We start from the raw sequence: 24,509 nt of genomic DNA, 5'->3' as shown, positions 1-24,509 counted from the left end.
CCTATCTGTGTACGTTATCAACTGTTTATGACGCACGCTGATGGTAGGAAGTATCTGCGTATCGCGCAAGCAGTTCATCTACGATGGCGCCATGACCGGCGACGCCTCCGCACTCCCGCGGTATCTCGAACTGCTGTGGGACCGCGAGGTCAAGGTGCGGCGGGGGCCGAAGCCCGGTGTCGGGATCAGGGACATCGGTGCGGCGGGCGTCTCGATCGCCGACCGGGATGGACTCGACGCGGTGTCGATGAAGGCCGTCGGCGCCGCCCTCGGGATGACGACGATGTCGCTGTACCGCTACGTCGACTCCAAGGACCAGTTGCTGATGGTGATGCTGGACGAGGCCTACGGGCAGCCGACCCTGCGCTGGGGTGCGGGCGAGGAATGGCGCGCGCGGGCCCACCGGTGGTCACGGGCGTTGGCCGATGCTTTCGTCGCCCACCCGTGGGTGGTGTCGGTGCCGTTGACCGCGGCGCCGCTCACCCCGAACGTGCTGGCCTGGACCGAGATGGGGGTGCGCGCCCTCGAGGCCACGCCACTCGGGGCACAGGACACCCTGTCGTCGCTCCTGGTCCTCGACGGCTTCGTGCGCAACCACGTCCGCCAGGCGATGCAGCTCGGGGCGATCGGACCCGATGGCACGCCGACGCCCGACGACGGCTCCTACGAGTCCACGATCGCGGCGATCGTCGACGAGAAGCGTTACCCGGCACTCCTGCGCGCCGCGCAGGAGATCCGTTCGGGCGAGCCGTCGGAGTTCTACGGGCACGAACTCGCGTTCGGTCTCGGCGTCGTGCTCGACGGGATCGCGGCCCGCATCGACACCGTCGTCGGAAGTGATCCGCTGTGAGCGGAATCGGCTCGTCGGTGCGGCATGCGGTGTCGAGGCCGCACTACGTTGGGGAGCACATATCCCGACGACAGCCGGAGGCATCGATGGCAGATCATCTCCACGTGGTGGCACCGGCCGACCCGGAACCGGCCCCCGCGCCTCCACTCCTGCGGCAGCTGCTCGGCGACACCCTGCGGTCGGCACGCCGACGCCAGGAACGGACCCTCAAGGACGTGGCCGAGCGTGCCGGCGTCTCGATGACCTACCTGTCGGAGATCGAGCGCGGTCAGAAAGAGGCGTCGTCGGAGGTCGTGGGTGCCGTCACCCGTGCGCTCGGCGGCAACCTCGTCGACCTGCTCACCGAGATGACGACCCGCGCCATCCCGGCACCCGCACCCACGACACATCCCGGTGGCGACAAGGTCGCCATGCGCGCCGTCGCCTGATCTCCGGGGCGGCTCAGCCCCTGTGCTCCGGGGCGGCTCAGCCGCCTGTGACTCCGGGGCGGCTCAGCCGCCGATGTTGGGATTGTCGTCTTCTTTGATGTCGACGCCGTTCTTGCTCGACGACGAGCTGATCGAGCTGATCGACGAGTTCACCGCGTCGACCCCCGAGGCGTCGCCGCCCTTGAGCTTGTCGAAGGCGGCCTCGACGGTGTCGCCGACCTTGGCCAGCGGCGCGGCGATGGCCTTGCACAGGGTCGGGTTCGCCTTCACGTCCTCGCTCGCCAGACGCACCTCGCGCTTGATGAACAGGGCCGCAACACCGCCCTTGACCGTGGCGGTGATCCGGCCGTCGGCGCCCTTCTTGAACGTGCCCGCCTTGTAGGGCTTGTAGAGGTAGCGGTGGAACGCGCCGAACGCGAGACCGCTGTGCAGGACGAACTTGGTCTTCGCGAACGAGGTGGTGTTGCTCGTCGGGCAGTCGGTCGAACCCGAGTCCGCCGAACTGGCCACCGCCGCGCTGGTCGGTGCGGCACTGCTCGACGCCGAATCCGACGACGACTTGCAGCCGGACACGATCAGCACCGGCGCGAGCAGCAGGACGAGGACGGTCAGCAGTTTCTTCATCGACACTGCCTACCACAGCGGTGCTCGACCACCTAGCGATCCGAAAGCCATTGCGCACCAATCGGACACAATGGACATAACAGGTTCAGGTGCGCTGCACTCCCGCGTCGTGCACCAGCAGGGCGATCTGCACGCGGTTGGTCAACGCCAACTTGTCGAGGATGTGCGAGATGTGGCTCTTCACCGTCGCCACCGTCACGAACAGCTCGCGAGCGATGTCGGCGTTCGAGAGACCCTGCGCCACAGCGACGGCGACGCGCTGCTCGCCGGGCGTGAGGTCGGCGATCTGACGGGTCGCCGTGGCCGAGCGGGCGTCGCGGTCGGGTTCGGTGACCTGCTCGATCAACCGACGCGTGACCTGCGGCGACAGGATCGGATCGCCGGCGACGACGGCGTGCAGCGCGGCGACCAGATCGGCGGGCGGGGTGTCCTTCAGCAGAAATCCGCTGGCACCCGCCCGCAGCGCGGCGACCACGAGATCGTCGGCGTCGAAGGTCGTCAGCATCACGACGTGCGGCGGCGACGGTAGGGCGCAGAGACGCTCGGCGGCGGTCAGCCCGTTCACCCCGGGCATGCGGATGTCCATCAACACCACCGTGGCGCCGGTCTTGGCGACCAGCTCGGCGATCCCGTCGCCGTCGGCCGCCTCGCCGACGATCTCGATGTCGGGATCACCGCTGAGCATCGTGCGCAGTCCTGCGCGCACCAGCCACTCGTCGTCGACGAGCAACAGTCGTATCGCCTCAGGCATCCACCGCTCCTGTCTCCCAGGGAAGTCGCGCGCTCAGCACGAACCGGTGGTCGATCACGCCGTGCATGAGTTCACCGCCGGCCAGCGTCACGCGTTCGTTCAGTCCGGTCAGACCCGTTCCGGTGCCGGGTATCTCGGGGAGTCCGATGCTGTGGTTGAGAGGTTGACTCACCGAGATCGACAGCCCGTGTCCGGGCCCACCGGCGATGTCGACCGCCACCGGTACCCGGCCACCGTGCTTGCGCGCGTTGGTCAATCCCTCCTGCACGATCCGGAACGCCGCGCGACCCACCACGCCGGGCACGTCGTCGGCGCGATCGACCTCGATGTGCGGGGTGATCACCGCGCCGGCCTGACGGGCCTCGGCGAACAGGCTCGGCACGTCGGGCAACGAATGGGTCTCCGCGGCGAGATCGTCGGATTCCTCACGCAGCATGAGGATCACGTCCCGCAGGTCCTCCAGCATCTGGTGGACACCGCTGCGGATCACCCCGGCCGCGCGGGCGATGTCCTCCGCAGGCGCATCGGGGCGGTACTCGAGGGCGCCCGCGTGCACCGAGAGCAGGCTCATCCGATGGGCCAGCACGTCGTGCATCTCCCGCGCCAGACGCTCACGCTCGGTTGCCCGCGCGGCCCCGAGTCGTTCGCGCTGTTCGGATTCCGCGCGGCGGGCACGTTCGGCGAGAGAGATCAGCAGTTGTCGACGGTTGCGGACCGATGTGCCCCATCCGACGGCCACCGCGATCAACAGAACCAAGAACATGGCGTTGAAGAAGAAGCCGTTCTCGTCACCGATGATCGTGAGGTTGGCCATGCCCGCGGCGATACCCAGCGCCGCGACGCCGATGGAGTGTCGGAAAGGGCGATGCACCGCGAGGGAGAAGATCGCGAGATACGCCGCGCCACCCGCACCGGCGAACGGGATGGACATGATGTTGACGATGATCGCGATCGGCAGCGGCCAGCGTCGCCGCCACACCAGCAGCAGGCATCCGATCGCACCGACCGTGAGGTCCACCGGCAGGTCGATCGTGTGTCCGTGGAAATAGGGCAGCGCGCCGACGAGACCGATGAAGGCCGCCAGGGCGATCACGAGGATGTCGACGACGACGTCGCGGGGACTGCGACGACCCGTCAGCGGGCGCGGGTCGTCCTCGAGTTCGGCGCGCACCGCACCCGGCAGCCAGGGGCGGCGCAGGCTGCCGGCCGGCGGACTCCCGGGACCCGGCATCGCAGAGATCGACATGGTCGTCCCATCGTGACCCATCGATGCCCGTGCGCGCATCCGGCCAAAGACTGATCCGAGACGGCACCGATGAGTTCTCGCCCCAGCCCCGGTCTTCATCGGTGACCCGCCGCGATCCCGCGGCGACCACACCCAGGAGGAGCCCCCATGTCCCGCATGCTGTTCGTGAACCTGCCCGTCGCCGATGTCTCGGCCTCCCGCTCGTTCTTCACCGGTCTCGGGTTCGACATCAACGAGGCCTTCTCCGATGAGACGACCATCAGCGTCGTGCTCAGCGACATGGCGACCGTGATGATGCTGCGGACCGATCGCTTCCGTTCGTTCCTCGCCGACGGCGACATCACCGACACGGCGACCTCGCGCGAGGCGCTCCTCGCCATCTCCGCCGACAGCCGTGAAGCGGTCGATGCCCTCGCCGACGAGGCGCTCGCGGCCGGTGCGTCGCAGTGGACCGATCCGCAGGACCACGGGTTCATGTACGGCCGCAGCTTCCGTGATCTCGACGGCCACGCGTGGGAGATCGTGTGGATGGACCCCGCGCAGATGCCCGCCGAGTAGCCCTAGCTCTGGGGCGCCCCGTGGGCCGTCAGTCGTTGGATGCGGTGGCCGGGAGGCCGAAGCGCGCGAACTCGGCCACCAGGTCGCCGGCGAAGAACGCCACCACGTGGCGCACCGAGCCGTCGGCGTCGAGATCGAGGACCTGCAGCTGGAATGGGCGGTGCACGCCGTCGTCGCCGATCATGTACAGCCCGAACGCCGGCTGCCCGCCGTTGGCGGTGGTCGGCAGCAGGATCTGATCGCCCGCCTTCTCGGCCGGGCAGTTGCCGCGGATGAGCTTCCCGATCTGCTCGCCACCGAGATACCAGCCGGTGAACGGCGGCATCTCCCAGATGGAGGAGTCGGTGAACAGCGACACGATGGCGTCGACGTCGTAGTCCTGGAACGCGGCCACATAGCGCTCGAGGGTCTCGCGTTTCGTGGACTCGTCCAGCTCGGTCACCGAGTCACGCTCGGGGGCAACCTCTTTGAGCTGTGTGCGAGCGCGCTGCAGCAGGCTGTTCACGGTCGCGACCGTGAGTCCGAGGGTGTCGGCGACCTCGGCGGCGCGCCAGGCGAGCACGTCACGCAGGATCAGGACGGCCCGCTGTCGTTCGGGCAGGTGCTGCAGTGACGCGATGAACGCGAGCCGGATCGACTCGCGAGAGCCCACGACCTGAGCCGGATCGGCCGATTCCGGAGGTGCCGCGGCATCATCGGCGTAGGGCTCGAGCCACGGGACCTCGTGGTCCTGCAGCAGAGGTGCCTCGGGGTCGTAGGCGTCGCCGCCCAGACCGCTGGGGAGCGGACGGCGCTTCTTGCTCTCCAGTGCGGTGAGGCAGGTGTTGGTGGCGATCTTGTGCAGCCAGGTGCGCACCGACGCCCTCTGGTCGTAGCCCGCATATCCGCGCCAGGCTCGGATGTAGGTCTCCTGCAACAGGTCCTCGGCATCGTGGTGGCTGCCCATCATGCGGTAGCAGTGCGCCATGATCTCGCGACGGTAGGGCTCGATGATCTCGAGGAACTCGCTGTCGGTGACCGTCTGAGCGGATGTCTTCGCTGCCGGTGCGGTGGGCTGGGCTGTCATGCGTGCCAGGGTACGAAGAATCGGACAGTTGCGCAGCGGTTACGGGGACCAGAAGCCGGCGTGTACCTCGCGCGCCTTCGGCAGGTCGACGGGGCCGCGGACCTCGATCTCGCGCACCCCGCGGGCGAAGACCTCGCGGCAGGGGAGATCGAGGACGGGGTTGGCCGGGTCGGCGCCGGCCAGCTCGCGCAGCTCCGACTCGGCCAGCGCGTAGACCACGGCCCCGATCCCGGCCCAGTAGATGGCGCCCGCGCACATCGCGCACGGTTCGGTGCTGGCGTACATGGTCATGGTCGACAGGTCCGCGCGGCTGATGCGGCCGCCCACCGTGCGCACGAGGTTCGTCTCGGCGTGGCCGGTCGGATCGCGGTCGGTGACCACGGTGTTCAGGCCGCTGCCGACCACCGTCCCGGACCGGCCCACCAGCACCGCTCCGAACGGGTGGTCACCACTTGCCCGTGCCTGTTCGGCGAGGTCGATGGCCTGGAGGAGGAAACCCGCGTCGTCCACGTCGTCGACGGTAACAACATGCGGTTGGATTGCGTCCGTGTCCCGCAACCCCGTCATCACCCGAGGATCCGGTGTCCCGGTGCTCCTGGTGCACGGTTGGGCCGTCGACCATCGGATCATGCTGCCGCTCGACGAGTCGTTCGCCTCGCATCCCGGTGGCTGGCGTCGGATCTATGTGGATCTGCTCGGGTTCGGGTCGTCGGTTGACCGCCCGTCGATCTCCCACGCCGACGACATCGCCGCCGACCTCGACGACGTCATCGACCGTGAGATCGGCAGTCGTCCCTTCGCCGTGGTGGGCAGCTCGTTCGGGGCTGGTCTCGCCCGCAGGCTCGCGGTGCGGCGCCCGGATCAGGTTCTCGGAGTGGCGATGCTGTGCCCCACCGCCGAACCGATCGCGTCGCGTCGGCTCCCCGAGGCGCGGGCAGTCGAGGTCGACGAGAACTTCATCGAGGGACTCGCCGAGCCCGACCGCGACCAATTCACCGCGGTCACCACGCGACAGACCATCGACGTGTGGCGTCGGTTCGAGCAGTACGTGTTGCCGGGCCTGCGCGCGGCCGACCCGGATGTGGTCGAACGTATCCGCCCGGCGTTGTCGCGGTCGCCGGAGACGGTGGGTCCGCGGTACCCCGGTCCGGTCCTGATGATGGTGGGCCGCAACGACACCGTCGTCGGCTGGCGTGACCAACTCGACCTCGCCGAGCATTATCCGAACGCGACCGTCGTCATCGTCGACAGGTGCGGCCACAACGTCCACCTCGAACACCCCGACCTCACCCACCACCACCTCCACACCTGGCTGGATTCGCTCCCGACGCGCTGACTGTGTGGCTCGTGCTGACTGTGTGGAAACGGTCGTCGAGTGTGCTCACTGCACACCGCGAGCCGACGACGAGACAACGCACACTCGACGGCCGGCTTCCGCACCGTCAGCGGCGGTAGAACGCAACCACCCACCCGAAATACACTCACGTTCAACACTATTCACGATAATCAACCTCCCACACCTCGAACACACGTGCTAGAATAGACGTACAGTCACACCTGGGGAGGGGGCAGTCCGTGAGCGATCTCGTGGCGAAATACGCTGCCCTGCAAGCCCTGGTGAAGGAGATCGCCGAAGAGACCGCAGATGCCCACGACGACGAGACCGTCGCACAATTGGCGATCGCCCACCACACCGTTGTGCGTCAATTCGAGTCCATCGGCAATCAGCGGATTCTCGAGGTCTCCGACCGCGACGCCCACCGGACCGCGGGATGCGTGACCGTCTCCGAGTTTCTGCAGACGAAACTGCGCATCACCCACCCCAAGAAGAGGCTCGACGCAGTCCGATCGCTCGAACCCATGCACGCGATGACCGGCGAGAAACTGCCACCGGTGTGCCCGAACACCGCTCGCGAGTTGGCCGCCGGAACGATCGGACCCGACCACGTCCACGCGGTTCTCGACGTGATGAAGAAGATCCCGTCAGCGGTGGATGCCGAACACCGGGCGTTCGCCGAACAGACTCTCGCCGAGTTCGCGACGACCTTGACGCCGAAAGAGATCACCGCCGCCGGCGTCCGGATCCTCGCCCACCTCGATCCCGACGGCACCCTCACCGATGACCGCGACCGCGCACGCAACCGGAAACTGAACCTCGGCTGCCAAGACAGCCAGTTGATGTCGAAACTCACCGCCACACTCGATCCGATCACGCGGGCCCTGTTCGACGTCGTGCTCGCCAAGTGGGCGGCGCCCGGGATGAACAATCCTGACGACGACCAGTCACCGAAGGGTGATCACGGCGATGCCGACCCGGAACTGCTCAAAGACGCAGCTGACCGGGACTACCGCAGCCAGAGCCAACGCAACCACGACGCCTTCACAGCCCTGCTCGATGCCGCCGTCAACGGTGGCCTCCTCGGTGGGTCGCACCGGGGGTTGCCGCCGCAGATCATCGTCTCCATCACCGACGCACAACTCCGCGACCACGCCGGAGTGGCACGTACCGCCACCGGTAGCGACCTCCCGATCAGCGACGTGATCAAACTGGCCGCCGACGCACAGCCCCACCTCGCGGTGTTCAGCGACCTCACCCGCGAACCGCTATTCTCCGGCCGCGGCCGCGGCCGCGGCCGGCGCCTTGCGTCGCAGGCGCAGCGGCTGATGGCCTTCGCCCAGTACAAGGGTTGTAGCAAAGACGACTGTCGTGTCCCGTTCGCCCACACCGAGATGCACCACGCCGAGACCGACTGGGCCGAAGGAGGCGTCACCGACTCGCCGCACCTGGCACCGGCGTGCGGCCGCCACAATCGGGCCGTCGGACCTGAACCGCATCAGTGGTCGACCGAGAAGATCACCGACGGCCCCGACCGCGGACGGTATGGCTGGCGGCGCAACACCGATCCACCCGACCAGCTTCGCGCCAATCATGTGCACCGCATCGACGAACTGCTGCAACGACATTCCCGAGAAGGCGTTCCGCCGTGCCCTGAGCGGAGTGAACCGACGCCGGCTCGGAGCTTCGACCTCACCTGGCCCCGGGCTCCGCTGTACCCCGCTGCCTCGTAGGTGGTTGCGTTCTACCGCCGCTGACTGTGCGGAAAGTCGTCATCGAGTGTGCGCTGTCCGACTGTGAACTCACGCGCCGCGGTGAGCACACTCGACTGGACTTTCCACACAATCAGCACCACCGTGCGACTGGACTTCACCACACTCAGTCGTCACGCCTGCGCGCCTCGATGCCGGCGAGGATGAGGTCGATACCGGCGAGGAATTGGTCGCGGTCGTCGTGATCTCGGAGGGCGGCAGCCATCTGGCGGACGAACGGGAACTCGACCGGATCGAGGTCGGTCCACCGATCCGCCATCGCGGCGAGCTGCGTCGCACGGTCACCCAGATGCGTTCGTGTGCGCGCGGTCTGGGCGTTCTCCGCGTTCTGGCCCGCGACACCGAGCACGTAGTTCACCAACGCCGACGTCGCATCGAACGCCTCTCGGGACGACAGCGCGCCGAGCGTGACCACCCGGCTGCCGATGCTCTCGAAGAACCGCATCAGCGACTCCTGCCCGGCCTCGCGAGGTAGCTGCCCGCCGACCCACGGGTGCGCGTCGATCGCATCGAACATCCCCACCGCGACGGTGCGAATGGCCCGCGCCGGATCGTCCTCGTCGACCACCGACGACACGACCGGTTCGACGACCACCGACGTCGCTGCACCCAACAGTTCGTCCTTGTTCGCCACATGGTGATAGATCGCGCCCGCACCGGTGTTCAACCGCGTCGCCAGCGCGCGGAAGGTCAGACCGGCGGCGCCGTCGACGTCGAGGATCGCGACGGCCTCCTCCACGATCCGATCCGTCGACAACGCATCGGTGCGGCGCTCGGCTCGTCGCGTTGGGGGCATACCGCCATCTTGACATTCTTGGAACGACGTTCCAAGCTGTAGGCAATGGAATGACGTTCCAACGAGGCGAGGAGTAGCCCATGAACACGAACATCACGATCATCGGCGCAGGGCTGGGCGGTCTGGTGCTGGCGCGGGTCCTCCATGTCCACGGCATCGCCGCGACGATCTACGAGGCCGAACCCTCGGCCATGGCCCGTACCCAGGGCGGCCAGCTCGACATCCACGAGGACGACGGCCAGGTCGCCCTCGCTGCTGCCGGCCTCACCGACGAGTTCCGCGCGATCATCCACTCCGGCGGCGAGGCCCTGCGGATCCTCGACCAGCACGCGTCGCTGCTCTACGAGGACGTCGACGACGGCACCGGCGGCCGCCCCGAGGTCCTGCGCGGAGACCTGCGTCGCATCCTCATCGAATCGCTGCCCGCCGGCACCATCCGCTGGGGCGCGAAAGTGATCGACACCCTCTCCCTCGGCGACGGGCGACACCGGGTGGTCCTCGCGGACGGATCGAGCGTCGAGACCGGCCTCCTCGTCGGGGCCGACGGCGCGTGGTCGAAGGTGCGTCCGCTGGTGTCGGATGCGACTCCTCAGTACTCGGGGATCACGTTGGTCGAGACCTACCTGCACGACGTCGACGACGAGCACCCGGAGGCGGCCGGCGTCGTCGGTGACGGCGCGATGTTCGCGCTCGCGCCCGGACGATCGATCTCGGTACACCGCGAGGCGAATGCCGTCCTGCACACATACGCCGCGGTGGTCGAACCCCTCGACTGGTTCACCGGCCTCGACGTCACCGATCCCGCCGGGATCGCGACCGTCATGACGGGTTTCGCCGATTGGGCACCGGCGTTGACGGCGCTGATCACCGACCACGACGCGACACCGGCATTGCGTCCGATCCACGGTCTGCCCATCGGGCACGAGTGGTCGCATCGGTCGGGGGTGACCCTCGTCGGCGACGCCGCGCACCTCATGCCTCCGGCCGGTGACGGTGCGAACCTCGCGATGATCGACGGTGCCGATCTCGGGCTGGCGATCGCCGCGCATCCAGACGACCTCGACGCGGCCATCGCAAGCTACGAGCAGACCATGTTCCCGCGCAGTCGCGCCGCCGCCGACGACTCGGCCGGCATGCAGGAGCTGCTGTACGGCGATCGCGCCCCGCAGTCCCTCGTGGAGTTCTTCACCGGCACGCACGCGAGAGTCGCTGCCGAGGGCTGAACTACAACGGGGTCAGACGGTGGCGCTCAGCGGCGGTGGAGTTCCGCGCAGCACGAATCGGCCGATGTGCTGGTACTTCCAGCGGACCGGGTCGTGCAAGGTGTGCGTGCGGGCGTTGCGCCAGAAGTGCGACAGGTTGAGTTCGTCCACCGCGCTGCGGGTCCCGCTCACCTCGAACAGTGCCGACGACACCTCGGTCGCCGCCCGATCCGACACGATCTTGGCCGTCGCGACGGCCGTGGAGGCCTCGGCGGCCAGCAGACGGGGATCGTCGGGTGAGGTGATGGTGGCGTCGACCGCTCGGGCCGCGGCGTCGAGTGTCGCCTCAGCCGTCGAGACGAGCACAGCGAGCTCGCCGAAACGCTGCACCAACAGCGGGTCGTCGATGGCGTTGTCGACACCGGCCTCGAACCACGGTCGCGACTCGGTCCGCACGAAATCGACTGCGGCATAGAGCGCGCCGGCGGCGATACCGGTGTCGATGGCCGCGTGGATCAGCTGCGAGAACGCCCCGTAGGCGGCGGGCACCTCCACCGCGGGGGTCCGCGGGACGAGGTCGTAGTCGGCGACCGCAACCGCGGTGAACCGCGCCGTACCGCTGCCGGTGGTGCGCTGCCCGATGCCGTTCCAGTCGTCGATCAATTCGACGCCTTCGGCGTCGGGGGAGACGAACACGACGTACTCGCCCGGCTTGTGGTCGCCGTCAGCCTCGTCGAGACGGGCCAGCACGGCCAGCCGTGTCGCGAACAACGTGCCCGTGCAGTAGAACTTCTCGCCGTCGAGTCGGAAGACGTTGCCGTCGCGCGTGATCCGGGTGTCGACGCCGTCGGCGAACGCGGTCGCCCGTTCGGCCTGCGCGTTCGCGACCCGACCACCGGCGAGGACATGGGCGAAGTGTCGCGCCTTCTGCTCGTCGGTCCCGGCGAGGCGCAGGAGGTTGAGATTCGTGAAGTGGCTGTGCGGGATCTGTGCGACGTTGGGGTCGGCCGCGGCCAGGATGCGGACCACCTCGGCCACGGTTGACGGCGGCAGATCCGGCCCGCCGAACGCGGCGGGGACGGTGATCGCGAGCAACCCCGACGCCGAGAGGGCGTCGACCTCGGCGTGGGGTAGCGACCGCTGACGGTCGCGCTCCGCCGCGCCCGGACCGAAACGCGCAGCCAGACAGCGAGCGGAATCGACTGCCTGGGAGTGGGTCTCGATACGGGCGGCGACGGATGCGGTCATGACTAGACCGAGACCTTCTCGGCGGCCTCGAGCTCACGCACGAGCGGCATGACCTTCTCACCGAAGTACTCGATCTCTTCCTGGAAGTGCAGGAAGCCGCCGAGGATGAGGTCGACACCGAGCTTCTTGTAGGCGACGATGCGCTCGGCGATCTGCTCGGGCGTGCCGATCAGCTGGGTCTTGAACCCGTCGTTGTACTGGACGAGGTCCTCGAACTTCGAGTCCGCCCACATGCCCTTGCCATCGGAGGTGGACTTGCCGGCCTGCTGCACCGAGTCGCGGAAGCCCTCCACCGCGGGCTTGTTGGCCTTCTCGATGATCTCGCGCAGGGTGTCGCGGGCTTCCTTCTCCGTGTCGCGGGCGATGATGAAGCCGTTGAGTCCGAACTTCGTCTCGCGGTTGTGGGCCTGGGCGACCGAGCGCAGGTCCTCGATCTGCTCGGTGACGCCGTCGAAGTCCTTGCCGTTGGAGAAATACCAGTCGGCGAACTGACCACCGTTGCGGCGCGCGGCCGAGGAGTTGCCGCCCTGGAACAGCTCCGGGTTCGGGCGCTCGGGGGTGTTGAGCGGCTTGGGCTTCAGGCTGAAGTCGCGGATCCGGTAGAAGTCGCCGGCGAACTCGACGTTGTCCTCGGTCCAGATCTTCCGGATGACCTCGAGGAACTCGGCGCTGCGACGGTAACGCTCGTCGTGCTCGAGCCACGGCTCACCGAGGGCCTTGAACTCGCCCGAGAACCAGCCCGAGACGACGTTGATCGCGAAGCGGCCGTTCGACAGGTGATCGGCGGTGGCGCCGAACTTCGCCAGCACGGCGGGATGCCACAGACCGGGGTGGATCGCGGTGATCACCTTGAGCTTCTCGGTCGCCATCAGCAGTGCGAGCGAGAACGACGTCGACTCGTGCTGGAACTCGGCGCCGTAGGACGCCATGTACCGCACCTGCGACAGCGCGTACTCGAACCCGACCTTCTCGGCGGTCTGCGCGAGCTTCTTGTTGTACTCGAACTCCCAGTTGGTGCGCTGTTCGATGTCGCTGGTGACCAGGCCACCGCTCACGTTGGGGACCCAGTAGGCGAACTTCACTTCGTCGGCGATCTTCTCGGTGCTCATCTCATGTCTTTCGTGTTCGGGATACAGCTGGATGTCGGGTGGGCAGAACAGAACGGCGTGTCAGGATGCGCCTGCGCGCTCCAGCGTAGGAAGGAACGCCCCCTGCACAGGGTGCGCCGTGGCGATTCCACTGTCGATGAGACCACGCCGCGCGAGTGCGGGACGCACGCCCTCGCCCACGTGGTATGCCTCCTCGAGATGCGGATAGCCCGAGAGGATGACGTGGTCGATACCGAGATCGGCGTAGTCGGCGATCCGCTCGGCGACCTCCTCGTACGATCCGACGATGGCGGTACCGGCGCCACCACGGACCAGTCCGACGCCGCTCCACACGTTCGGGTGGATCTCGAGCGCGCGGGCATCGCCACCGGCGACGAACCCCGAGCCGCCGCCGTGGAGCTCCCGCATGCGTTGCTGCCCCACCGACTCCGACCGCGCCAACGCGGCCTGGGCGTCGGCCACGACGCCGGGGTCCAGAGCGGAGAGCAAGCGGTCGGCCTCGGCCCACGCCGCCTCGGAGGTCTCACGGGCGATGACGTGGAATCGGATCCCGAAGTCGACCGCGCGGCCGGTGGCGGCGGTGAGATCGCGGATCCAGTCGAGCTTGCGCCCGACCGCGGCGGGCGGCTCACCCCACGTGAGGTAGGTGTCGGCATGCCCGGCGGCAACGGTCCCCGCGGCCGGCGACGACCCGCCGAAGAAGATCGGTGGCAGCGGGTCCGGCCGCCGCGAGAGTGCCGCACCCTCGACCCGAATGTGCTTGCCGTTGAACGTCAACGGCTCGTCGGAGGTCCACAGGTGCCGGACGATGTGCAGGAACTCGCCCGACCGCTCGTACCGTGCGTCCTTGGAGAGGAAGTCGCCGAACGCGCGTTGCTCGGCCGATTCGCCGCCGGTCACCACGTTGAGCAGCAGTCGCCCACCCGACTGGCGCTGCAGCGTGGCGGCCATCTGCGCGGCGAGCGTCGGGCTGGTCAGCCCGGGGCGCAACGCCACCAGGAACTTCAGGGTCTCCGTCGACTCGACGAGCATCGCCACCGACAGCCACGCGTCCTCGCACCACAGGCCGGTCGGGGTGAGGACCGACTCGAAGCCGTTGATCTCCGCGGCCCCGGCGAGCTGGCGCAGATAGCGCAGGTCCGCCGGCCGGTCACCCGACATCGCGGCGCCGTGGCCGCCCGCCATCAGGTTCCGCGAATCGCCGTACGTCGGCAGGAACCAGTGAAGACGCAGGGACACGATGTCCTCTCGGGAGACAGGGGGCGGATGACACCCCGGCCCGTGCGTGCACGTGGACGAGGTCGCGCTCCAGTCTCGCCGCGTACCGATCCATGGGCAGGGGTTGGAATCGCGGTGATCGAAAAGCCCTCGTGCGGCTGCCTTTGCCGTGGTCGGCGGCTCTTGCTAGATTGCGCTCATGCCGAGCACGACGTCGTACATCCCGGAGGTCACCTACGTGATCACCGCGTTGGGCTGCCGTCTGCCGTTCGCACGTCTTCTCTGTCGCACGAATCTCTGACCTCTTTCAGACATTCGTTCTCCACATCCACGCAGTTCACGCGCGGTGTGGCACATTCGACAGGGACACCTTCATGACCGCTTCACTCGATCATCTCTCGACCCGTACCCGGCGTCCGGCGCAGACCCGCACCCGACTGTCCGGACCCCGACCCGGTAGTGGTTCCCGTCCGCTGGCGATCGGTGTCGCCGACGGGCCCCTCACCGGCCAATCGCTGCGAACCAGGACCCCGACCATCCACATCGCGACCCCTCAACTCCAGCTGTCGACGCGCCCGTCGGCCGTGGTGTTGCGGACCGCGCGACTGCAGGGCCCCATTTTCCGCGACGACGCCGCGGCCGGTTCGGGTCTGTCCATCTCGACGGTGAACCGTCAGGTCAGCGCCCTGCTGAAGGCAGGCCTCGTGCGGGAGCGCGCCGACCTGGCCCCCGCAGGCGCCATCGGTCGCCCGCGTCTGCCGTTCGAGGTCAACGTCGCCGACTTCCTCACCGTCGGCATCCACATCGGCCTCAAGGTCACCTCGATCACCACCCACGACCTGCTGCACCGTGTGGTCGGCGCGATCCAGATCCCGACCCCCGCCGGCGACAACCCCGAACAGACGCTGACCGCGATCGGTCTGTCGGCCCGTCGCTTCGCCTCCCGTTGGCCCTCGCAGCGACTGCTGTGGACGGGCGTCGCCATCGGTGGCCGCGTCGCCGAGGGCGGTTTCGTCGACCATCCACGCCTGGGGTGGACGGCCGCGCCCGTCGGACCGGTGCTCTCGCAGACCATCGGACTGCCGGTGTCGGTCGCCTCGCACGTCGAGGCGATGGCCGCCGCGGAGCTGCTGGTCAACCCGCAGCAGTCGGTGGGAACCGACGAGCCGGGGAGCTTCCTGTACTTCTACGCCCGCGAGATGGTGGGCATCGCGTTCACCGTCGGTGGCACGGTCTACACCCCGAGCGCCGGCCCGCCGGTGATCGGCCACTTCCCGAGCGGTCCCACCACGCTTCTCGACCCGCGTCGCACCGGCACCCTCGAGGCGTCGGCGAGCGACACCGGCGTGGTGGACGCGGCGCGTGCCGCGGGTCTGACCGTGGAGTCCGTCGAGGACGTGCACGCCGCGGCCGCCGCGGGCGACGACACCGCCTCGGCGATCCTGCTCGAGCGCGCCGAGGTGCTCGGTCGCGCGGTGTCGCTCATCGCCGACATCTTCAACCCCGACCACGTGATCCTGGGTGGTCAGGCCTTCACCGACGCCCCGTCGACGCTGCCCGCGGTGGCCCGTGCCGTTCGGGCGACCCCGGCGGCGAGCAACCGCGACGTCCGCGTGACACGGGCAGGTGCCGGCGTGCAGCAGCAGGCCGCAGGCGCGGTGTCCCTCGACGCGATCTACAGCGACCCGATCGGAGCCCTCGCTCTCACCGCGTGAGACCGGGGACCCTCACGGAGTGACACCTGGAACCCTCACGGAGTGAGACCGGGAACACCGACCGGTTCGGTCTCTTCTGTGAAGTCGACCGCGGTGGCCTGCGCGCCCACCAGGGTGAGTACGGCCACCGCGACCGCGGCGATCGCGACGGTCACCGACAACGCCATCGGATAGCCCCATCGCTCCGAGAGGTGTTGCTGGATCGGCAGATTCAGTGCGGCGATCACGTTGCCGAGCTGATAGGTGACGCCGGGGTAGAAGCCGCGGATGGCGTTGGGCGACATCTCCGACAGGTGCGCGGGCACCGACGCCCAGGCGCCCTGCGTCGCGGCCTGGATGAGGAACGAACCGAGACAGAGCATCCCGGCCGTGGTCGAGTAGGCGAAGATCGGGATGATCGGCAGGGTCAGGACGGCCCCGACGAGGATGGCGCCCTTGCGCCCGATACGGTCCGACGCCCATCCGAGGACGAATCCGCCGATGATCGCTCCGACGTTGTAGATCACCGCGATCCAGGTGGCGGTCGTGGCGTCGAGGCCTGCGCCGCGGTTCTCATCGGACTTGAGGAACGTCGGGTAGAGATCCTGGGTACCGTGCGACAGGAAGTTGAACGCGGCCATGAGGATGACGAGGAACACGAAGCGCCGCAGCACCTTCGGGTTGAGGAACACCGTGCGGACCGAGGTCTTGTTCTTCTCCAGCAGCGCCTTGGTGTTCACCCACACCTCGGACTCGCGGACGTTGAGTCGGATGATGAGGCTCACGAACGCGGGGAGGATCGACAGCGCGAACAGGTACCGCCAGCTCAACCCGAGCCACGAGTTCACCACCAGAAACGCGACCGATGCCAGCAGGTAGCCGCCGGCGTATCCGCCCTGCAGGATCCCGGAGAAGAAGCCGCGACGGTGCGCGGGCACCTTCTCCATCGACAGGGCCGCTCCCAGCCCCCACTCGCCGCCCATGCCGATGCCGTAGAGCAGCCGCAGCACGAACAGCACCCAGTAGTTCGGGGCGAAAGCACACAGGAAGCCGATCACCGAGTACAGGCACACGTCGACGATGAGCGGTGTGCGGCGACCGATCTTGTCGGCCCAGATCCCGAACAGGTACGCCCCGACCGGTCGCATCACCAGGGTGACCGTCGTCAGGTAGGCCATCTTGTCGAGAGACACACCGAAATCGTCGGCGATCTCCTTGTAGACCAACACGAGGATGAAGTAGTCGAACGCATCCATCATCCAGCCGAGATAGCTCGCCGCGAAGGCCGAACGCTGGTCGGTGTCGAGTCTCTCGCCGGCTGATCGCATGCGTGGAGTGTCCGTCCCGTCGCCATGGTGTCTGTGGCTAACGGCTTACCCGAGCGTGGTGCGAATTGCCAGACCGCCCAGTGACTTTGACCGAGATGCGCGTTATGTCGGAGATGGCCGGTTGCGGGCGCGGTGTCCTCCGGTGCGCTCGTCACCCGGCGAGGTCAACCCTCGCCGGGTGACGGGACGCGTCTCGGCGTGCGCCCGGTCAGTCGACCGTGCGCTTGTTGTAGGCGCGCAGTGCGAACGGGGCGAGGATCGCGGTGAGACCGATGGTCCACAACACGGTCGCGAGCACCGGGTGGTGCAGCGGCAACTGCGCCGAGGGAGCGGCGGCGGGACCGTTGCCCCACAGCTCGCGCATCGCTTGCACGAGCGACGAGATCGGGTTCCACTCGGCGATCACGCGCAACCACGTCGGCATGGGCCCGGTGGGGACGAACGTGTTGGCCAGGAACGTGATCGGGAAGAGGACGGTGAACATCACACCGTTGACCGCCTCCACCGACCGCATGAGCGAACCGACCAGGATGCCGAACCAGATCATCGCGAACCCGAACAGGAGGATCAGCGCGAACGCGCCGATCGCCTCGCCGACACCGTTGCGGATGCGCCAGCCGATGAGCAGACCGGTCACGGCCATGACCGCGATACCGATCGACGAGTGCATGAGGCTGGCGATGCTGCGGCCGATCAGCACCGACGACCGCGCGATGGGCAGCGACCGGAAGCGATCGATGATCCCCTTCTCGAGGTCGGAGGTGATGCCGGTGGCCACGACGAACGCCGAGAACACGATGGTTTGCCCCATGATCCCGGGTAGCAGGAACTCGCGGTAGGAGACGCCGCCGGTGTCGGTGATGGACGCGCCGAACACGAACGCGAACAGCAGCACGAACATGATCGGCTGGATGGTCACATCGGAGAGCATCTCCGGCATGCGCTTGGTGTGGATCAGATTGCGCTTGACCATGATCCACGACTGCTGCGCGAGATTGGTGTCGCGGATCTCGGGTCGGGTGATCACGACGGTGGGCGCGGGGGCGGTGGTGGTCATACCGAGGTCTCCTGAGCTGAGGTGGCGGGATCGGTGCCGGCGGCGTTGTCCTCGGCGGTGTGGCCGGTGAGGGAGAGGAACACGTCGTCGAGGCTGGGGCGCGACAGCCCGATGTCGTCGACGGCGATGCCGCTCTCGGTGAACCAGCCGATCACCCGGTTGAGATCGGCGAGGCCCTCGGCGGGCGCGGTGAGTCGGCGCGCGCCGAGATCGACGAACACCTCGCCGCCGGTCTTGCGGAGCAGTCCCTCGGCGGCGCCGATGTCGTCGGTGTGCGACACGGTGAGCACCAGGCTGGCCTGACCGGCCTGTTCCTTGAGCTGCAGCGGCGAACCCTCGGCGATGATGCGGCCCTTGTCGATGACGACGATGTTGTCGGCGAGTTGGTCGGCCTCCTCGAGGTACTGCGTGGTCAGCAGCAGGGTGGTGCCCTGTTTCACCAACGCGCGCAACACATCCCACAGCTCCGAACGACTCCGCGGGTCGAGTCCGGTGGTCGGCTCGTCGAGGAACAGGACCGGGGGTGCGGCCAAGAGACTGACCGCGAGGTCGATCCGTCGGCGCATACCGCCCGAGTACCCCTTGACCGGCCGGTCGGCGGCGTCGGTGAGGGAGAACTGCTCGAGCAGTTGGTCGCCGATGGCCCTCAACTGCTTGCGGCCGATGCCGTAGAGCCCGCCGATCATCATGATGTTCTCGCGGCCCGTGAGGATCTCGTCGACCGTGGCGGCCTGCCCGGTGAGTCCCATCGCGCGACGGATCTGCTTGGGCTGCTCGACCACGTCGTATCCGGCGATGCGGGCGGTCCCGCTGGTGGGCGGGGTCAACGTGGTCATCATGCGGACGGTGGTGGTCTTACCGGCGCCGTTCGGGCCCAGCAACCCCAGGACGGTGCCCTCGGGGACGGTGAAGCTGACCCCGTCGACAGCGGTCTGGTCGCCGAACTTCTTGACGAGGTCGATCGCCTCGATGGCGGGCGCGGAGGTGGGTGCGGACATGGGTGTCAAGGTAGCGGTCGAGTCCGACAAATCGCCATGCGATTTGCGGGTGGTCACCTCGGGTACAGGGGTCATGGGACGGGCTCCTCGAGAGATCGGGCGTGATGGTCGCGGTTGCGTCGGCGGGTGGCTGTCGGATGCAGGGGTTGACCGGCGCGGTACGCGGAACTCATCGGTGATGTCGTCACGGGAGCGGAGAATCCGGCGGAAGCCAAAACCTACGGTACCGTAGGTTCATGGCAACGACGCCGCTCATCGCGGTGACCCTGGAGAACGCCGACGCGGTCTACCGCTATTACGCCGAGCACCAGCAACCGCGGTGGAAGTCGCGATTTGCCTACTTCTACCTCGCGCGTACCTACCGACCCCGCGTCGGCTTCGACGGCGACGCCCGCGGGATGATCGCCGCCCTGGTCCGCAGCGGTGTGCCGATGGTGATCTGCGCGAACCACCTCACCGACCGCGATCAGTTCATCCTCGCCGCCACCGCCTGGCGGTCGACGCTGCGGCCACGGATCGGGCACACCCGTGTGCTCGCGAAGGACGAACTGTTCGTCGATCCCGGCCAGCGCGCGAAGATCGACATGATGGGCGGCATCCCGGTGTTCCGCGCGAAGAATCACGACACCCGCACCGCCGTCGCGGCGGGCCGGCAGATGATCGACATCTGCGTCGAACGTGCGGCCGCCACGGGCGACAGCATCGCGATCTTCCCCGAGGGCACCCGCAACGAGAACCCGGCGGTGCTGCTCCCCATCGCGAGCGGGGTGGGCCACATCGGCTCGGGCATCGCGCGCCGCACGCCGGTGGCGCTGGTGTCGATCGGCATCGCCTATCCCGACGCGAGCTGCCGCGACGCCGAGGTGGTGATCGGTGAACCCCGCACCATCGCCGCCACCGACAAGCCTGCCGTGATCACCCGCACCGTGCGGGTCGACCTGCAACACGCGGTCGACCTCGCGCGCGACCGGCTCGCCGGCCGGGCCGATCACCCCCGGTCGAGGTAGAAACCCGCCGTCTCGGTCGCGACCGCCGCCACGTCACGCGCGGTGTCGGGGTCGATGTCGTGATCGGAGTGCAGCGCGGCGGCCAGGGCGTCGCCGCGCAGGTCGCGGGTACGCAGCAGATCCCAGGCGAGCTCCACCAAACGCACCGAGGTGGGGTGGTCGAGGGCCGGACGGTTCGAGCGCAGCGCCGTCGCCGCCCAGTCCGCGTCGAACGTGCCCCGCGGCGGTCCGAAGACACGCTCGCCGGAGGAGTAGGGATCGGACACACCGCGACCGTACCAACCCCGTGGCCCCGCAGGGATTTGGCGAAGTCCGTCCACCGGTGACGCCGGGTGGGCGACCATTGAGCCCGACAACGTGCCCGCCTGCAACGAACGTGGAGAAACCATGTCCACCTATATCGTCACCGGCGCGACCGGCTTCCTCGGACGGAGGGTCGTCGCCCGACTGCTCGAGCGCGAACCCGCCGCGACCGTCCACGCGCTCGTCCGCGCGTCCTCGGTCCCCCGCATCGAGCGGATGGCGTCGGAGTGGGTCGGCGGCGACCGCGTACACCCACTCGTCGGCGATCTGACCCAGCCCGAACTCGGGCTCGGCGACGAGCCGCCCGCGGCCGACCACATCATCCACCTCGGCGCGGTGTACGACATGACCGCATCCGCCGCCCAGTCGGAGGCGGCGAACGTCCAGGGCACCAAGGCGGTCATCGACCTCGCCCTGCGCCTCGACGCCGTCCTGCACCATGTGTCGTCGGTCGCCGTCGCCGGCGATCATGTCGGTCCCTTCACCGAGGACGACTTCGACCTCGGGCAGGGCCTGCCGTCGCCGTACCACGAGACGAAGTACATGGCGGAGAAGATGGTTCGCGACGCCGTCGGGCTGCGGTGGCGGGTCTACCGTCCGGCGATCGTGGTCGGTGACTCCGAGACCGGCGAGATGGACAAGATCGACGGTCCCTACTACTTCTTCACCGCCATCAGGCTTCTCGGCGCGCTGCCGCACCTGTTGCCCGCTGTGGTCCCCGAAGTCGGCGACACCAACGTCGTGCCCGTCGACTACGTGGCGTCGGCGATGGTCGAGCTGATCCACGCGAGCGGACTCGACCACCGCGCCTTCCACCTCGTGAACCCCCGCCCGCAGTCGACCCGCGAGATCTTCGGAGCCCTCGCCAAGGCGGCCGGCGCGCCGACCGTGGTCGGTTCGGTGCCCGCGCCCATCTCGACCGGGGCGCTGCGGCTCAGCGAACTGCCCGGCATCAAGATCGCCCGCGACCTCCTCCTCGATCAGGTTGGGATCCCGCCGGTGGTGATCGATCACCTCACCTTCCCGTCGGTGTTCTCGTCGGAGAAGACGCAGAAGGCGTTGGCGGGCAGTGGGTTGGCCGTGCCCGAGTTCTCCCACTACGCCGACGTCCTCTGGCGCTATTGGTTCACCGAACTCGACCCGAACCGTGCGCGCCGCCCCAACCCGGCCGGGGAACTGGCCGGGCGTCGGGTGATGATCACCGGCGGCTCCTCGGGCATCGGGCTGGCGACCGCGCACAAGGCGGCGCGTCGTGGTGCGCGCGTCATCCTCGTGGCCCGCGGGGCCGAGGACCTCGAGGCGGCCGTCGACGAGATCCGCGCCTCCGGCGGCGACGCCCACGGATATCCGTGCGACATCACCGACGACGAGTCGGTCGACATGATGGTGAAATCCGTTCTGGACGAACACGATCACGTCGATTTCCTCGTCAACAACGCCGGCCGCTCGATCCGGCGCGGCGTCGTGTACTCGACCGAGCGCATGCACGATTTCGAACGGACGATGAGCGTCAACTACTTCGGCGCGGTCCGCCTGGTGCTCGCCCTGCTGCCCGGGATGCGTGAGCGTCGCTTCGGCCACATCGTGAACATCTCGTCGATCGGTGTGCAGACCAAGGTGCCGCGGTTCTCGGCGTACGTGGCGAGCAAGGCCGCGCTCGACGCGTTCAGCGACGTGATCGCCTCGGAGGTCCACGACGACGGCATCACCTTCACCTCCATCAAGATGCCGCTGGTGCGTACGCCGATGATCGCGCCGACCACCATCTACCAGTCGCTGCCCACCTCGTCGCCGGATGACGCCGCCGACATGGTGATCCGGGCGCTCGAGAAGCGTCCGGTCCGCATCGACACCCCGGTCGGCACCATCGCGGAGTTCACGGGCATGTTCGCCCCGCGGTTCAAGAATGCGCTGCTGCACCAGGCGTACCGGCTGTTCCCGGAATCGGCTGCGGCCAAGGGGGAGAAGCCGGTCGAGTCGTCGACGGGTGCGGACAAAGCCGGCAAGAAGTCCTCGCGTCCGCCGGTGCCCGTCCCCAACGCGGGGCTTCCGGAGTCGGCCAAGCGCATCGCGCGGCTGATCCCCGGCGTCTACTGGTGAGCTGACGCCGCTGCGGAAAACTGCCCCGAGAGCGGTGTCCGAGGGGAATACGCCCTCCGTGGTCCCTCAGGGGGACGTTTTCCGCAGAAGCGGCAGCAGCTATCAGCGCCAGGTGATGTCGGCGTCGGCGAGACGCTCGAGTCGGCCCGCGACCTCGGCGTCGAGATGCCCGCTCACCGGCACGATGCTCAGGCTGACGTCGCCGCCGCGGATGGTCGCGACGTCGGTCCCGGGCAGCGGTTCGGGACCGGGTTCGAAGGTGAGGGCGTAATCGGGTCCGTCGCCGGTGTAGCCGATGCGGCCCATCGGGAAACGGTCGGGCGTGGTGGCGACGAGGCGCGCGGTCGCGTCGTGCTCGGGTGCGGGCACGTTGACGTTGAGCACGGTGCCGTCGGCGACGAGATCGCGCGGTGCGGCCGAACCGAGCAGCGCGACAACGATTCTCGTGGTCGCATCGAACTGCGCGATGGCGGGCTCGGTGGCCCACGGCAGGTCGGTCGACACCGCGACCGCGGGCACCCCGAAGCTCGCCGCGGTGACCGCTGCACCGACGGTGCCCGAGAAGTGCACGGCCTGGCCTGCGTTCGCGCCGGCGTTGGCGCCGGAGACGACGATGTCGGGTGCGGCGTCGGCGAACACCTGCGAGAGTCCGAAGATCACCGAGTCGGCCGGCGACCCCTCGACCGACCAGACGTCGATCTCCCCGTCGGGGCGGGTGACCGTGAGGTCGCGGCCCGCGCTCAGCCGTGCGCTGGCCCCGCTCTGATTGCCCGAGGGCGCGACCACGGTCACCGCGTGCCCGGCCGCCCGGAGCCCCTCGGCGAGGGCGACGATCCCCGGCGCCTGCCATCCGTCGTCGTTGGTCAGCAGGATGCGCAGGCTCATGGGAGACGACGCTATCGGCCGCCCGCCACCCGATGCACGCGGGCCGGGCACGATGGGGGAGTGCCCGAAGGTGACAGCGTCTATGTGGCCGCCCGCAAGCTCGACGTGCTCGTAGGCCGGACGGTGACCCGTGGCGAGCTGCGCGTTCCCCGACATGCGACCGCCGACCTCTCCGATCACACGGTGCTGGGACTCGACACGCACGGCAAACACCTGCTGACCAGGTTCTCCGACGACCTCACGCTCCACACCCACATGCTGATGAGCGGCACGTGGACCGTCTCCCGACAGGGCAAGTGGCTGCCGCGCGACCTCATGGCCGAGGTACGGGTGCTGCTGCGCACGGCCTCGGCCTCCGGTGGTGATGGTCCCGCGGCATACGGCATCTCGATGCCGATCGTCGAGTTGATCCGCACCCGCGATGAACACACCGTGATCGGACACCTCGGCCCCGACCCGCTGCGCGCCGACTTCGACGCCGACGAGGCCGCGCGAAGGATGACGGCCGACCCCGACCGCGCCGTCTCGGCCGTTCTCCTCGACCAGCGCTGTGTCGCGGGCTTCGGCAACCTGTGGGTCAACGAGCTGTGCTTCCTGCGCGGACTGAACCCGTGGACACCGATCGGCGAGGTCGACGTGCCTGCGCTCCTGCGTCTCGGCCGCAAAGCACTCCATCACTCCGCGACGGTGCGCGGCGCCTATCAGGTCACCACCGGCAACAGCCGCCGCGGAGAACAGCACTGGGTCGCCGGCCGGCGAGGCCGTCCGTGCCTGCGGTGCGGCACACCGATCCGCGTGGTCGCCGAGGAACCCAACGACCCCGAGCGCCGACGGACCTGGTGGTGCCCGCACTGCCAACCCGGGCCGGAGGCCCCACCCCGGCGCTGATCCATCCTGTCTCCGCACGTGCGGCTCGCAAGACAGATCGCAGAC

Annotated in this window: 24 protein-coding genes; 10 read left to right on the top strand and 14 right to left on the bottom strand. The window is 68.4% G+C overall.

Features of this window, described 5'->3' with window-relative positions; all coding sequences use genetic code 11:
* The first annotated feature begins 91 nt into the window (after nt 1–91).
* Together OG579_RS11165 and OG579_RS11160 are read left to right on the top strand one after the other, a co-directional pair.
* Entirely contained in the window at nt 92–850 is a 759-nt protein-coding gene (locus OG579_RS11165) for a TetR/AcrR family transcriptional regulator (RefSeq protein ID WP_328855989.1), read from the top strand.
* Nucleotides 851–936: 86 nt separating this feature from the next.
* Entirely contained in the window at nt 937–1,278 is a 342-nt protein-coding gene (locus OG579_RS11160; protein ID WP_045821205.1) for a helix-turn-helix domain-containing protein, read from the top strand.
* Between the two features lie 63 nt (nt 1,279–1,341).
* On the opposite strand, the gene OG579_RS11155 is transcribed toward OG579_RS11160, so the two are convergent.
* The 3 genes from OG579_RS11155 to OG579_RS11145 all read right to left on the bottom strand — a co-directional run bounded on the left by OG579_RS11155 (nt 1,342) and on the right by OG579_RS11145 (nt 3,899).
* Nucleotides 1,342–1,902 carry a hypothetical protein gene (locus tag OG579_RS11155; protein ID WP_328855988.1) on the bottom strand — a complete coding sequence of 187 codons (561 nt, stop codon included), beginning with the start codon at nt 1,900–1,902 and terminating at the stop codon, nt 1,342–1,344.
* Between the two features lie 85 nt (nt 1,903–1,987).
* A complete protein-coding gene (locus OG579_RS11150; RefSeq protein WP_328855987.1) occupies nt 1,988–2,653 on the bottom strand; it encodes a response regulator transcription factor in 666 nt (221 codons plus the stop codon).
* Nucleotides 2,646–3,899 (bottom strand): sensor histidine kinase, encoded by a 1,254-nt coding sequence (locus OG579_RS11145; protein WP_328855986.1) that lies wholly within the window; start codon nt 3,897–3,899, stop codon nt 2,646–2,648. The genes OG579_RS11150 and OG579_RS11145 overlap by 8 nt, the downstream gene beginning before the upstream one ends.
* A 147-nt stretch (nt 3,900–4,046) precedes the next feature.
* On the opposite strand from OG579_RS11145, the gene OG579_RS11140 reads away from it, so the two are divergent.
* On the top strand, nt 4,047–4,457 hold the full coding sequence (locus OG579_RS11140) for a VOC family protein (RefSeq protein WP_328855985.1): 411 nt from the start codon (nt 4,047–4,049) through the stop codon (nt 4,455–4,457).
* Nucleotides 4,458–4,485: 28 nt separating this feature from the next.
* Here the strand turns inward: OG579_RS11140 and OG579_RS11135 are convergent, their stop codons facing one another.
* A complete protein-coding gene (locus tag OG579_RS11135) occupies nt 4,486–5,523 on the bottom strand; it encodes a sigma-70 family RNA polymerase sigma factor (protein WP_328855984.1) in 1,038 nt (345 codons plus the stop codon).
* A gap of 39 nt (nt 5,524–5,562) precedes the next feature.
* Entirely contained in the window at nt 5,563–6,033 is a 471-nt protein-coding gene (locus OG579_RS11130) for a nucleoside deaminase (protein ID WP_328855983.1), read from the bottom strand.
* A 37-nt stretch (nt 6,034–6,070) separates the two neighbouring features.
* Here OG579_RS11130 and OG579_RS11125 point away from each other — a divergent pair, with 37 nt between their 5' ends.
* A complete protein-coding gene (locus OG579_RS11125; protein WP_328855982.1) occupies nt 6,071–6,859 on the top strand; it encodes an alpha/beta fold hydrolase in 789 nt (262 codons plus the stop codon).
* A 239-nt stretch (nt 6,860–7,098) separates the two neighbouring features.
* Complete coding sequence (locus tag OG579_RS11120) at nt 7,099–8,592, top strand: DUF222 domain-containing protein (protein WP_328855981.1); 1,494 nt, start codon at nt 7,099–7,101, stop codon at nt 8,590–8,592.
* 145 nt (nt 8,593–8,737) lie between these two features.
* Here OG579_RS11120 and OG579_RS11115 read toward each other — a convergent pair whose 3' ends face one another.
* On the bottom strand, nt 8,738–9,427 hold the full coding sequence (locus OG579_RS11115) for a TetR/AcrR family transcriptional regulator (protein WP_328855980.1): 690 nt from the start codon (nt 9,425–9,427) through the stop codon (nt 8,738–8,740).
* Nucleotides 9,428–9,507: 80 nt separating this feature from the next.
* Between OG579_RS11115 and OG579_RS11110 the strand changes: the two genes are divergently transcribed.
* Nucleotides 9,508–10,650 carry an FAD-dependent oxidoreductase gene (locus OG579_RS11110; RefSeq protein ID WP_328855979.1) on the top strand — a complete coding sequence of 381 codons (1,143 nt, stop codon included), beginning with the start codon at nt 9,508–9,510 and terminating at the stop codon, nt 10,648–10,650.
* A gap of 12 nt (nt 10,651–10,662) precedes the next feature.
* Here the strand turns inward: OG579_RS11110 and OG579_RS11105 are convergent, their stop codons facing one another.
* From OG579_RS11105 to OG579_RS11095, 3 genes are read right to left on the bottom strand one after another with little or no spacing between them, the layout of a single operon-like run.
* The gene (locus OG579_RS11105; protein ID WP_328855978.1) at nt 10,663–11,877 is read right to left on the bottom strand and encodes an SfnB family sulfur acquisition oxidoreductase; all 1,215 of its coding nucleotides are present in this window, start codon (nt 11,875–11,877) and stop codon (nt 10,663–10,665) included.
* Nucleotides 11,878–11,879: 2 nt separating this feature from the next.
* Entirely contained in the window at nt 11,880–12,986 is a 1,107-nt protein-coding gene (gene sfnG, locus OG579_RS11100; RefSeq protein WP_045821213.1) for a dimethylsulfone monooxygenase SfnG, read from the bottom strand.
* Nucleotides 12,987–13,046: 60 nt separating this feature from the next.
* Nucleotides 13,047–14,225: an LLM class flavin-dependent oxidoreductase gene (locus OG579_RS11095; protein ID WP_328855977.1), complete on the bottom strand. Its 1,179-nt coding sequence runs from the start codon at nt 14,223–14,225 to the stop codon at nt 13,047–13,049.
* Between the two features lie 353 nt (nt 14,226–14,578).
* Here OG579_RS11095 and OG579_RS11090 point away from each other — a divergent pair, with 353 nt between their 5' ends.
* Nucleotides 14,579–15,919, top strand: a complete 1,341-nt coding sequence (locus OG579_RS11090; RefSeq protein WP_328855976.1) for an ROK family transcriptional regulator — start codon at nt 14,579–14,581, stop codon at nt 15,917–15,919.
* Nucleotides 15,920–15,954: 35 nt separating this feature from the next.
* Here the strand turns inward: OG579_RS11090 and OG579_RS11085 are convergent, their stop codons facing one another.
* The 3 genes from OG579_RS11085 to OG579_RS11075 all read right to left on the bottom strand — a co-directional run bounded on the left by OG579_RS11085 (nt 15,955) and on the right by OG579_RS11075 (nt 19,281).
* Entirely contained in the window at nt 15,955–17,226 is a 1,272-nt protein-coding gene (locus OG579_RS11085) for an MFS transporter (protein ID WP_328855975.1), read from the bottom strand.
* Nucleotides 17,227–17,434: 208 nt separating this feature from the next.
* Nucleotides 17,435–18,283: an ABC transporter permease gene (locus OG579_RS11080; RefSeq protein ID WP_045821216.1), complete on the bottom strand. Its 849-nt coding sequence runs from the start codon at nt 18,281–18,283 to the stop codon at nt 17,435–17,437.
* Nucleotides 18,280–19,281: an ATP-binding cassette domain-containing protein gene (locus OG579_RS11075; protein WP_328855974.1), complete on the bottom strand. Its 1,002-nt coding sequence runs from the start codon at nt 19,279–19,281 to the stop codon at nt 18,280–18,282. Before OG579_RS11075 ends, OG579_RS11080 begins: the two co-directional genes overlap by 4 nt.
* A 236-nt stretch (nt 19,282–19,517) precedes the next feature.
* Here OG579_RS11075 and OG579_RS11070 point away from each other — a divergent pair, with 236 nt between their 5' ends.
* A complete protein-coding gene (locus OG579_RS11070) occupies nt 19,518–20,288 on the top strand; it encodes a lysophospholipid acyltransferase family protein (RefSeq protein ID WP_328855973.1) in 771 nt (256 codons plus the stop codon).
* Here the strand turns inward: OG579_RS11070 and OG579_RS11065 are convergent.
* The gene (locus OG579_RS11065; protein WP_045821219.1) at nt 20,270–20,554 is read right to left on the bottom strand and encodes a hypothetical protein; all 285 of its coding nucleotides are present in this window, start codon (nt 20,552–20,554) and stop codon (nt 20,270–20,272) included. The two genes, OG579_RS11070 and OG579_RS11065, sit on opposite strands and share 19 nt — an antisense overlap.
* 121 nt (nt 20,555–20,675) lie before the next feature.
* Here OG579_RS11065 and OG579_RS11060 point away from each other — a divergent pair, with 121 nt between their 5' ends.
* Nucleotides 20,676–22,691 (top strand): SDR family oxidoreductase, encoded by a 2,016-nt coding sequence (locus OG579_RS11060; RefSeq protein WP_328855972.1) that lies wholly within the window; start codon nt 20,676–20,678, stop codon nt 22,689–22,691.
* A 102-nt stretch (nt 22,692–22,793) separates the two neighbouring features.
* On the opposite strand, the gene surE is transcribed toward OG579_RS11060, so the two are convergent.
* The gene (surE, locus tag OG579_RS11055; protein ID WP_328855971.1) at nt 22,794–23,576 is read right to left on the bottom strand and encodes a 5'/3'-nucleotidase SurE; all 783 of its coding nucleotides are present in this window, start codon (nt 23,574–23,576) and stop codon (nt 22,794–22,796) included.
* A 60-nt stretch (nt 23,577–23,636) separates the two neighbouring features.
* Between surE and OG579_RS11050 the strand changes: the two genes are divergently transcribed.
* Nucleotides 23,637–24,464: a DNA-formamidopyrimidine glycosylase family protein gene (locus OG579_RS11050; RefSeq protein ID WP_328855970.1), complete on the top strand. Its 828-nt coding sequence runs from the start codon at nt 23,637–23,639 to the stop codon at nt 24,462–24,464.
* Nucleotides 24,465–24,509: the final 45 nt, after the last annotated feature.

The organism is Williamsia herbipolensis (assembly GCF_036153515.1).
Taxonomy (GTDB): domain Bacteria; phylum Actinomycetota; class Actinomycetes; order Mycobacteriales; family Mycobacteriaceae; genus Williamsia_A; species Williamsia_A herbipolensis.
The sequence above is the reverse complement of the archived record's forward strand: the minus strand, read 5'-3'. Positions and strand labels throughout refer to the sequence as shown.

Coding starts and splice junctions, on each gene's coding strand:
- OG579_RS11165 (WP_328855989.1), top strand. CDS start 92: ATGACCGGCGACGCCTCCGCACTCCCGCGGTATCTCGAACTGCTGTGG.
- OG579_RS11160 (WP_045821205.1), top strand. CDS start 937: ATGGCAGATCATCTCCACGTGGTGGCACCGGCCGACCCGGAACCGGCC.
- OG579_RS11155 (WP_328855988.1), bottom strand. CDS start 1,902: ATGAAGAAACTGCTGACCGTCCTCGTCCTGCTGCTCGCGCCGGTGCTG.
- OG579_RS11150 (WP_328855987.1), bottom strand. CDS start 2,653: ATGCCTGAGGCGATACGACTGTTGCTCGTCGACGACGAGTGGCTGGTG.
- OG579_RS11145 (WP_328855986.1), bottom strand. CDS start 3,899: ATGTCGATCTCTGCGATGCCGGGTCCCGGGAGTCCGCCGGCCGGCAGC.
- OG579_RS11140 (WP_328855985.1), top strand. CDS start 4,047: ATGTCCCGCATGCTGTTCGTGAACCTGCCCGTCGCCGATGTCTCGGCC.
- OG579_RS11135 (WP_328855984.1), bottom strand. CDS start 5,523: ATGACAGCCCAGCCCACCGCACCGGCAGCGAAGACATCCGCTCAGACG.
- OG579_RS11115 (WP_328855980.1), bottom strand. CDS start 9,427: ATGCCCCCAACGCGACGAGCCGAGCGCCGCACCGATGCGTTGTCGACG.
- OG579_RS11110 (WP_328855979.1), top strand. CDS start 9,508: ATGAACACGAACATCACGATCATCGGCGCAGGGCTGGGCGGTCTGGTG.
- OG579_RS11105 (WP_328855978.1), bottom strand. CDS start 11,877: ATGACCGCATCCGTCGCCGCCCGTATCGAGACCCACTCCCAGGCAGTC.
- sfnG (WP_045821213.1), bottom strand. CDS start 12,986: ATGAGCACCGAGAAGATCGCCGACGAAGTGAAGTTCGCCTACTGGGTC.
- OG579_RS11090 (WP_328855976.1), top strand. CDS start 14,579: ATGACCGCTTCACTCGATCATCTCTCGACCCGTACCCGGCGTCCGGCG.
- OG579_RS11085 (WP_328855975.1), bottom strand. CDS start 17,226: ATGCGATCAGCCGGCGAGAGACTCGACACCGACCAGCGTTCGGCCTTC.
- OG579_RS11080 (WP_045821216.1), bottom strand. CDS start 18,283: ATGACCACCACCGCCCCCGCGCCCACCGTCGTGATCACCCGACCCGAG.
- OG579_RS11075 (WP_328855974.1), bottom strand. CDS start 19,281: ATGTCCGCACCCACCTCCGCGCCCGCCATCGAGGCGATCGACCTCGTC.
- OG579_RS11070 (WP_328855973.1), top strand. CDS start 19,518: ATGGCAACGACGCCGCTCATCGCGGTGACCCTGGAGAACGCCGACGCG.
- OG579_RS11060 (WP_328855972.1), top strand. CDS start 20,676: ATGTCCACCTATATCGTCACCGGCGCGACCGGCTTCCTCGGACGGAGG.
- surE (WP_328855971.1), bottom strand. CDS start 23,576: ATGAGCCTGCGCATCCTGCTGACCAACGACGACGGATGGCAGGCGCCG.